The following is a 9,488-nucleotide window of genomic DNA, read 5'->3' on the forward strand; positions in this document are numbered from 1 at the left end:
TCCGACTTCCTTCAAAAAGGAACAGTTATCGCCACAACAACTGATGTTGAAACAAAGCTTCCAGTTACAGAGCAAATCAAAAACGGCGAATTTTTTGGCGTAAAATCAGCAATCGGGCACTTTCCGCGCGAAGAAACAGTAACTGCATTGCAGGAATCTGTCTGTATCGCTATGACAATTCAGGAATTTGAAGCCCTGTTCAGCACCAACAAACAGATTATGATGAAAATGCTGCGTGTATTTTCAAATCAGCTGCGTCAAATCCACCATAAAACAGAATCTATTCTTAGCGAAGGTGAAACAATCAGCCAGATGCAGGGAATGTTTGCTGTAGTAACAGCTTTCTATAATGACCAGAGATGGCGCAGCTGTCTCGATGTCTGTACAACATTTATGAAACTTTACCCTACAAGCGAACATGCCCTTGAAGTAAAAGGGATGATGGCAAAAGCCGCTGCATTTGTCAAAAAAGGCGAATTAGGAACAACCACTACTTCTGAAACTTCTGCCGCTTCTTCAGGTCAGCCTTTAAAACTTTTTGAACTGCCGGCATTTAAGCGCTTTGCAAAAACCTACGAAGACGGACAGGTAATAATCACAGAATATCAGAACGGCGACAGTTTCTATTTAATTCAAAGCGGATGTGTTCAGCTCACAAAATGCGCAAACAACACAAATAAAAACCTAGACATCTTAAAACCCGGCGAACTTTTCGGTGAAATGGCAATTCTTGACAACTCACCGCGCTCTGCAACCTGTTTTGCTGTAGGTCAGGTAGAATGTCTGGAATTTAATAAAGAAAATTTTGAAGTTCTCATTACAGGAAATCCTCAGATTGCCCTTATGCTTCTGCGTCTTTTCTGTAAACGCATTTATGACCAGAAACGGCGTCTACGCATTCTTGTAATTTCAGATCCTCAGGCCCGTTTAGCCGATGTATTCTGTATGTTCAACGAAATGGGACCTGTACCTGCAGAAAGACAGAAAAGATTCAACCTTACCGTTCAGGATCTGGCTCACTGGTCCGGACTTTCACTGGACATCACAAAAGACGAAGTCAACAGGTTCGTTACAACAAGAAAAATCGAAGCATATGACAATTACATTGTTGTAAACAACATGACTGACATGAAGCGTATCGTTGACACAAAAACTAACACAAGAACATAAAAAAATGGCTGCCCGTTCTGGACAGCCATCTTTTTACACTTCAGATTCAGATAAATCCTTGAAAATTGCTTTTAATTCATAAACAAAAGAATACAAATCATTAAACAGCATTTCGTTATCACTTGCACATTTTACGAAAAGTTCAAGATTTTCTTCGTTTGTTTTTTCAGCTTCTTTTACGTTCTTTATTACATCGTTAATACCACGGATATTGCCTTCAATAACAGAACCGATTTTACCAATATTCATATTGCTTGAAGAATTGGCTTCACGTACAGCAGTAAATGTATTGAGCGTTTCCTCGGTTTCTTCGGCAAGTTTTCCAAGAGACTGTGAATTACTTTTTGTAACTTTTTCAAGATTTGTAATTGAAGTAACCAGGTTTTCAACATTGTGCTTAATTTCTTCAGAAGTTTTATTTGTATCACTTGAAAGCTTTTTTACTTCATTTGCAATAACACGAAATCCTTTGCCTGCCGTTCCTGCCCGGGCAGCTTCAATGGATGCGTTAAATGACAGAAGATTTGTCTGTGCAGAAATATTCTGTATATCATTAATCTGATTACTGATTACCTGTGCCTGAGAAATCAAACTTTCAAACTGACTTGCATATTTTTTCTGCTCCTGGTCAATTAAATCAACAGAATTCCTCAGAGATTTTATAGCCTCAGCAATTGCACCAAGACGCTGAATATTGCCTTCTACACTTTCTGAAATCTGGCGATTTCCCATTTCCATTTCAGAAGTGCCTTCAAGAAGCTTTTCCAGTGCAAGTTTCTGCTCATTTGCTGCTTTTGACTGTGATTCACGGCTTTCAAGATATTTTTTTAAGAATTCACCGCCGATTGCATCTTTTGCAAGATATTGAACAAGTGATTCGACAACATTTATACCGCTTTTTATAAGATTAATTGATTCCATTTTTATTCTCCGATTACTACAGTTACAAGGGTTTGATTGCAGTGAACTCTGCCGATTTGTTCACCATAACATGAAAATCCGCAGAAAGTCGGGAAGGTTTGCTGATATTTCCGGATAATTGTGCCGCCGATATTCATCCGGTCAAAAGCAAGGGTTCGGGTAATACAGGTCATCATTAAAGTAAAACCTGGATTTGGAACTGCTGATTTTATTCCGGAACAGGTTTCATCACATTTAGCAACAGGATCACCGATATGCATAAGCTCCAGCGTAGAATTTGGAACTACACGTGCAAAAAGTGAACAGGAACCGTCTGAAGCAAAACCTGCAAGGGCTGCAATATGTATAGAACCGTTGATATGCCGGCCAAAAGGATTTTCAAAAGTCATTCCTTCAGCCTGAGATTCTGAAACTCCTAAATAATTTGCATAGACAGATTTTGCACTTAAACCGTTTAATTTGTAAATTGTACGGTTGATTGTATCGGACTGGGTAACATACAGTGTTTTTCCAGTAGGATTAAAAATATCTTCCTGCCGGATATCAAATTTGCATGAGGTTTTTACAAAAAGAAATGCCGCTCCATCCTGAGTTGTACGTCCGTTATAGCTTACAAAAGTCTTTGCTTCATTTCCTGTAAAACCGGCAGTTCCACCGGCAAGGGAAAATTTGTCATTTTGAATGATTGAATAGAAATTTGAAAGAATTGTTTCTTCGGCATTATAAACACCGTTTATAAAAGCAATTGCAAAGGCAGAACGGTGAGAATTCTGATCGCCGCATGAAATTCCGACCGAAGCAAGTGCCTGCTCAATATCAGTTTTGTTAAGGACAGGATATTTACTGCCGTTTTCTACAAGCACACCTTTTACACGGGTGCGGCTGTCACTCATTGTTGTAAGAACAATTGAATCATTCTGGAAGCCGTTTAAATCAATTTCACCTGCCGTACTGGCACCAATTACCTCTGTATCAGGAAAAAGTTCTTTTATAGCCAGGGAAAGCTTTGCAAAATCATATTTTATTGCCGCCATGAAAATAACGGCATTGTATGAATCCGGGGACTGTTTTAACTGACGTAACAAATCCCGGGCTGCTTCATTTTCATCAGAAATTCTAGTTGAAACTACCTCTTGAATCATAGACAATTCCTTTTTTAATTTTTCTTTTATTGTACAACTGAAACAAAAGGTTTGGCAAATTTTATTTATAAAAGAACTTTAAGGCAAAAGAGAATATCATTGAATCAAAGCTGGAATCATTTATAATCGAGCTGATTGGAATATAAGTACGGAAGTCAGTACCGATTTTCCAGTTCTGAGAAAAATTATATGTATATGAAAGCAGTATTTCCGGATAGATAAAATTCAAATTTTTATAAAAATCACTGTTAATGTCAGAAATATCATTTTTTGCTGTTGTTGAAGTTTCCCGGTTCAGATCATCTTCATTAACGCCATTTGAAAGAAGGGCATAACGTGCTAAAAAACCAAGTCCTCCCATAACTGAAAACATGTGATTTTTTGATTCACTTACACTGAAAGTACGTCCACAGGTCAAATCAATCATTAAAGAAAGGGCTGTTCCTGTCCTGTTTTCAACTTCGGCAGGCTGAGCCTTTTTTCCATCCCAGAGATAATAATTCGTAAAAAAAGAGGCATGAGTTTGAAATGAAATTTTTTCTTTATGGAGAAAATCACAGCCGAGGCCAAGCGAATACATAACCGGAGATGGTGCAGACCTGGAAGAATCATCTGTATTGAGCATAAGTTTTGGACCGGCAGTAATAAACAGTGATTTTTCGATTTTAGATGAAGAAGCTTCATCAGTCTGTGTATTTTGTGCAAAAACTGAGAAAATTAAAAGCTGACAAATTAAAATTGAAAAAAAAAGTTTTTTCATAAGCAAAGCGCAAGGGTATGGAGCCCCGAAGTTGCCGGAAGACCGGCAATGAGCGTTAGCGAAGGGCGGAACACCCGACGGCGAAGCCGGTGCGCCCCTATATTTTATCCCTTATAAAACAATTTTTCCATATCGACGGTAAGGAATCCGCTGCGGCCCGTCTTATAAAAATCACTTTCTTCCCATGCAACCACAAGATAATTTCCGCTTATTGCAAAAGCCTGATAAGAGTACCTTTTTGGAAGTTTAGGCAGGCGGAAAGCAACGGTTTTTCCATTGTTAATCAAAGGTTTATCATCAAGAGAGCCTGAAAAATAAGTCGTTCCGTCTGCAAAGACGGCACAAATCCAATTGTCTTTTATTATTGCATTTGCTACCGTTGAATCATCTGAATCGGAAGAACCATTTTCAAAATAGCGTGGAGAAGAACCTCCGAAATCCCTGCAGGTGAGCACGAAATTAAAATCTTTAGGAATTGATTTCAATAAATTTTTCAGACGCAGGGGAGATTTTGAAAAATTTTCAGGAGTAATCAGATTTCTGTAACTTGTTTCTGAAATTTCTGAAACTGTGATATTTGAATTTTCTGATTTTGAATTAAACGGCTGCACAGAAGCCAGATCAACAAGCGATTTCCATTTTATATAGTGAAAAGAAACTCTGTTGTTTTTTGTTGATTTTACCGAACTGACCCAATCGTTTCCGTCAAAATATGTTCCAGTGACTTCGCCGGTCTGCTCAATGTTCAAATCATTATATGTTATGACCGGAAAAAACATTTTTTGCTCAAGCGACAGTCTGATTATATGGCTCTGATTTTTGCTCGTGGTCTTATTAAAGAATGAATTTTTGACCAATGTAAAATACGGAACTCCATTTTCAAAAACCAGGTTTCCTGCAGTCGAATCTGAAAAAAGCTGATAATCCTGAATAAGAACAGGATTGTCAGTGTTATCAAAATAAAGGGCACCTGAATGATTTACAAGAAGAATTGCTTTACCGTCTGAAGTAACATTTCCATCACAAACCCGGATACTTTCTGTCCACGGCTTTAAAGCAAGAATCGGCGAATGCTGCGGCAAATCGATTTCGGCATAAGAGCCTTCATTAAAATAAAACCACTTGTGATCACTGGATTTTTCATTCATCTCAAGATCAACTTTGTGTTTATTTTTATGCATTTGATTTTTTTTAGAACAGCCGGAAAAAAGCAGAGTAAGTGATAATACAGCAAGGCAAATTTTCGATAATTTCATATTTTTATTATCGGAAGTTTAATTTTCTAATTTACTCATTTCCATCTGGCAAAGCTGGTCACAGCGTTCATTGTATTCAATTCCGGCGTGTCCTTTTACCCAGTTCCATTCAACATTAAGCGAAGAATTAAGGGCATCAAGTTTCTGCCAGAGTTCCTGATTTAAGACAGGCTTTTTTGCTGCTGTTTTCCAGCCGTTTTTTTTCCAGTTGAAAATCCAGCCGGTAATTCCGTTTTTTACATACTGACTGTCAATGTTCACCTGAACCGGAAGATTTCTGAGACGCTCAGTGTTGTAAATTGCCGTTAAAGCAGAAATAGCGGCAGTTAATTCCATTTTGTTATTTGTAGTAAATTTGTCTCCGCCGCTCAATTCGCGTGCTTCGCCTTCTGCAATAACAACACAGGCCCAGCCGCCGACCCCCGGATTTCCGTGACAGCCGCCGTCTGTATATACAATGATTTTTTCCATAAATTAAGTTCTGTAATCTCCGTTGATTTTTACATAATCGTAGGTTAAGTCACAGCCCCAGGCAGTACCTTTTGCACTGCCGTCTTCAAGTTCAACTAAGATTTCTACAGCTTCTTCGGTGAGAATTTTCTTTGCAAGATCTTCGTCGAAGTTGAGAGGAACTCCGTGGTCGAACACTTTGATTGAATTTTCCTTGCCGCCGTTCTGATTTCCGTCCTCAAAGTAACGCTTTGCTCCTTCGCGGCTCAAGAAAGAAACCGAAGTTTTTTCCGGAGTAAAGAAGAAGCCGGAATATCCCATTGCGTCTAAGATTCGGCCCCAGTTTGCATCTGCCCCAAAGAAAGCGGCTTTTACAAGGTTTGAGCAGATTACAGCTTTAGCCAATCCGCGTGCATTTTCTACAGTGTCTGCTCCAACGACATTACAGGTAACAAGCCTGCTTGCCCCTTCTCCGTCAGCAGCGATTTTTTTTGCCATCTGAGTGTTGAGGGCGTTCAAAGCTTCGACAAAGGCATCAAAATCGGCACCTTCAGAAGTGATTTCAGCGTTTCCGGCCATTCCGTTTGCAAGAATTAAAAGAGAGTCGTTTGTTGAAGTGTCGCCGTCGATTGAAACACAGTTGTAAGTCTGAGCCGCAGAAATACGCAGGGCTTTTTCGAGCATTTCAGAAGAAATTGCACAGTCAGTAGTAATGAAGCCGAGCATAGTTCCCAAGTTGATGTGAATCATGCCGCTTCCCTTTGCCATTGTTCCCATTCGGACAGTTTTTCCGCCAATCTGAGTTTCGAGGGCAACTTCCTTGTACTGTGTGTCAGTTGTCATGATTGCGATTCGGGCTTCTTTATGACCCTCTTTTGAAAGACCGTCAGCAAGTTTGTCCAGACCATTTAAGATTTTATCAACCGGAAGCTGCTGACCGATTACACCAGTTGAAAGAACAAGAACGTCATCTGAATTAATGTTCATTTTTGCTGCAACAGCTACAGCTTCTTTGTTTGCGTTGTCGTAGCCTTCTTTTCCGGTGCAGGCATTTGCGTTTCCAGAGTTTGCAATTACAGCCTGAGCTTTTCCGTTTGCGATGTGGTCGCGGGTAAGCTTAACACATTCAGCCTTTACACGGTTCTGTGTAAATACACCTGCTGCATTGCAAACCTTTTCTGAAAAAATAAGAGCTGTATCGTTAGTTGTCCGGCTTGATTTGATTTTATTCAATACGCCGTTTGCAGTAAAACCTTCAGCTGCTGTAACGCCACCGTCGATAAATGTATATGCCATACCACACCTCAAAAAAAATGTATTTTTATGCAAGAAAATTACATAAATATGCAATAATTATACGAAAATACAGCATTATATGCAATGGAGTAGAATATCTTCATTCTTTATTTTTTGGGGAGTAAATATTTCCACAGCTTCTTCAAGAGAAATTTTCTCTTCCTTTTCAATGCAGCCGCATAAAAAAAGTATTTTTCCAATCAATTTTTCAGGCGTAAAACACCCGCGTAAAAAGCCCATGTCGCAGTCTTTGTCCCGCTTAGAAAGTCGCCGACCATCTTGAGAAAGCAAAAGCGGAAGGTGGAAATATTCTGGAACCTGTGAAAATCCAAGTTTTTCGTAAAGATAAATCTGCTCAAAAGCAGAGGGAATTAAATCTCTGCCACGAACAATCTGATTGATTCCCATTAGAGCATCATCAACTACAACTGCAAGCTGATAAGAAAAATTCCCGTCAGCACGTCTGATTATAAAATCTCCGCATTCACTGGCCAGATTGCATTTTTGAAGACCATAGCAAATATCTTGGAAAGAGATTTCGCACCCTTCTACAGAAATTCTTTTCGAAGGATTCTGCTTTTTTTGAAAAGAAAACTTTTCTTCAGGAGTTAAATTTTTACATTTGCCAGAATATACGATGCGACCATCAGCTAAATGTGGAGCCGAAGAAGCAAGTAAATCAGCACGATGGCAGAAACAGTCGTAAACAAGTCCTTTTTCGCAGAGAGAATTGAATGCTTTTACATAAAAAGAATCACGGTTTGACTGAAAAAACTCATCAGAAAGTCCGCAGTTGCTTAAGGAAGAAAAATTATCCCACTTAAGGCCTAACCACAACAAATCTTCAATAAGCTGATACGAATATTCTTTTTTGCATCTCTGGCGGTCAAGATCTTCAATACGTAAAATCCATTCACAGTCTGTTTTTTTTGCACAGAGATAGGAAAGAAGTGCCGAATATACGTTTCCAAGATGCATCCGGCCACTCGGAGACGGAGCAAACCGGCCGCGCATTATTTTGAGCCTTTCCCGTGAACTTTTTCAACTTCGTCAAAGAATTTTGAGCCGCCCTTTCCGTTTCCACGACGCGGGCCTAAAACTTTTGACTCAACTTCACCGGTTTTTTTCATGGAAGTTGCCACGCCTTTTCCGGGAGTTGAAAGCTGATTGTAATTAATCTCGTACATAACAGGATTTGATTCACTGAAATGAAAAATTTTACTTGAAAGAGCCAGAAATGTGATTATTCCCGCAATCACAAGCAGAATAGAAATGCTCTTTACAGTCTGAACAAGTTTTGCTTCATCAATTGTAATTGTCATAATATCCCCCTTTTAAAAGAAAAATCCACCAGATTTATTTTCGGAAAAACAAGATCACTTCTTTATTTTTTGATTACATTATAAAATAATTGAACGATGTTTCCACCATTTTCAGAAGAAAAAGCTTCACGAATACTCAAAGATTTAATTTTATCACTTCAAAAAGGCGGGATTGAGCTTGTACAGACTTCCAGACCAAGTGAAGAACGCAAAAACCAGGGAGTCATGCTCGGCTCACTCGTCTGCAAAGACAAAGACGGAAATGAAGTAAATCTTATTACAAATTCCGGAAACGCAAAAAAATTAAAAAATAATCCACAAATTAGCACAGATTTACACATATTTATTATAGTTGATTCGATTGTTTCGTCAGAGCAGATTGAAGAAGCACTGGCAGAAAATGATGCAGAAATTCACGAAATCACGGATGAACTGAAAAACACAGATTCACACAGATTAAGCGTTGAAGAAAAAGAAAATCTTATTAAGCTGCGTGAAAAGCTCTGCACCGAATCTTTGGAAAAAGTTCACGCTCTTTATAATTTTCACTGTATAGACGGTAAAGTCCGTTCGCTAAAAGAAATTTGCGCAGAATACAACCACGGAAAACTTCCGCCGACAGGAACCGGTGACTGCTGCGCGCCAAAGCTTTTAGATTACGCCTTTTCACACGAGTTATTTCCGGTTTCACTGGCAGAAACAGTCTGGACAGCACAATGCGGCAGGGATAGTAGCACCGCCGAAGGCGTTCGCTTTGCGAATGGAGCGGCAGCGGAAGTGCGGATAGCCCGCCCCGAAGGGGACCGCCCAACTTCTCACTTAACACCCCCTTGTGATGAACGCTGTGGAATTTTGCTTCCAGCCATGCTTGGCCTACACATTTTATACCGAGACGATGCAATTTGTGTTGTGAACAAACAATCCGGCGTTTTGAGCGTACCGGGAAGAACCGAAGACAAAAAAGACTGTATCGAATCGCGTTTCAAGACTCTTTTCGGCGACAAAGTTGAAATCGTTCAGAGTGCGGTTCACAGGCTCGACATGGAAACAAGCGGCGTGATGATTCTGGCTTTTACAAAAGAAGCCCACAGAGCTTTAATGAAGCAGTTTGAAGCAAAAGAAGTACACAAAGAATATATTGCCCTTTTAGACGGAGTGCTTGCTAAAAAAG

10 protein-coding genes are annotated in these 9,488 nt (G+C 39.5%); 2 read left to right on the forward strand and 8 right to left on the reverse strand.

What is annotated here, in order from left to right; translation table 11 throughout:
• Positions 1 to 1,170 (forward strand): Crp/Fnr family transcriptional regulator (locus tag ACKI5B_RS07450; RefSeq protein ID WP_407427351.1); only part of this gene is annotated, 1,170 nt, incomplete at its 5' end.
• A 33-nt stretch (positions 1,171 to 1,203) separates the two neighbouring features.
• Here the strand turns inward: ACKI5B_RS07450 and ACKI5B_RS07455 are convergent.
• The 8 genes from ACKI5B_RS07455 to ACKI5B_RS07490 form a co-directional block, all read right to left on the reverse strand.
• A complete protein-coding gene (locus ACKI5B_RS07455) occupies positions 1,204 to 2,091 on the reverse strand; it encodes a methyl-accepting chemotaxis protein (RefSeq protein ID WP_407427353.1) in 888 nt (295 codons plus the stop codon).
• A 2-nt stretch (positions 2,092 to 2,093) separates the two neighbouring features.
• On the reverse strand, positions 2,094 to 3,233 hold the full coding sequence (locus ACKI5B_RS07460) for an FIST signal transduction protein (protein ID WP_407427355.1): 1,140 nt from the start codon (positions 3,231 to 3,233) through the stop codon (positions 2,094 to 2,096).
• A gap of 61 nt (positions 3,234 to 3,294) precedes the next feature.
• Entirely contained in the window at positions 3,295 to 3,993 is a 699-nt protein-coding gene (locus tag ACKI5B_RS07465) for a hypothetical protein (protein ID WP_407427357.1), read from the reverse strand.
• 104 nt (positions 3,994 to 4,097) lie between these two features.
• Positions 4,098 to 5,249: a DUF8086 family protein gene (locus tag ACKI5B_RS07470; RefSeq protein WP_407427359.1), complete on the reverse strand. Its 1,152-nt coding sequence runs from the start codon at positions 5,247 to 5,249 to the stop codon at positions 4,098 to 4,100.
• A gap of 18 nt (positions 5,250 to 5,267) precedes the next feature.
• Entirely contained in the window at positions 5,268 to 5,720 is a 453-nt protein-coding gene (gene rnhA, locus ACKI5B_RS07475) for a ribonuclease HI (protein ID WP_407427361.1), read from the reverse strand.
• A 3-nt stretch (positions 5,721 to 5,723) separates the two neighbouring features.
• The gene (gene argJ / locus ACKI5B_RS07480) at positions 5,724 to 6,995 is read right to left on the reverse strand and encodes a bifunctional glutamate N-acetyltransferase/amino-acid acetyltransferase ArgJ (RefSeq protein ID WP_407427363.1); all 1,272 of its coding nucleotides are present in this window, start codon (positions 6,993 to 6,995) and stop codon (positions 5,724 to 5,726) included.
• Positions 6,996 to 7,070: 75 nt separating this feature from the next.
• Complete coding sequence (gluQRS, locus tag ACKI5B_RS07485; RefSeq protein WP_407427365.1) at positions 7,071 to 8,009, reverse strand: tRNA glutamyl-Q(34) synthetase GluQRS; 939 nt, start codon at positions 8,007 to 8,009, stop codon at positions 7,071 to 7,073.
• Complete coding sequence (locus ACKI5B_RS07490; protein WP_407427367.1) at positions 8,009 to 8,317, reverse strand: hypothetical protein; 309 nt, start codon at positions 8,315 to 8,317, stop codon at positions 8,009 to 8,011. Before ACKI5B_RS07490 ends, gluQRS begins: the two co-directional genes overlap by 1 nt.
• 96 nt (positions 8,318 to 8,413) lie before the next feature.
• On the opposite strand from ACKI5B_RS07490, the gene ACKI5B_RS07495 reads away from it, so the two are divergent.
• Positions 8,414 to 9,488: pseudouridine synthase (locus ACKI5B_RS07495; protein WP_407427369.1), on the forward strand; the 1,075-nt coding region annotated here is incomplete at its 3' end.

Origin of the sequence: Treponema sp. (assembly GCF_045657965.1) — a bacterium.
Lineage (GTDB): Bacteria > Spirochaetota > Spirochaetia > Treponematales > Treponemataceae > Treponema_D.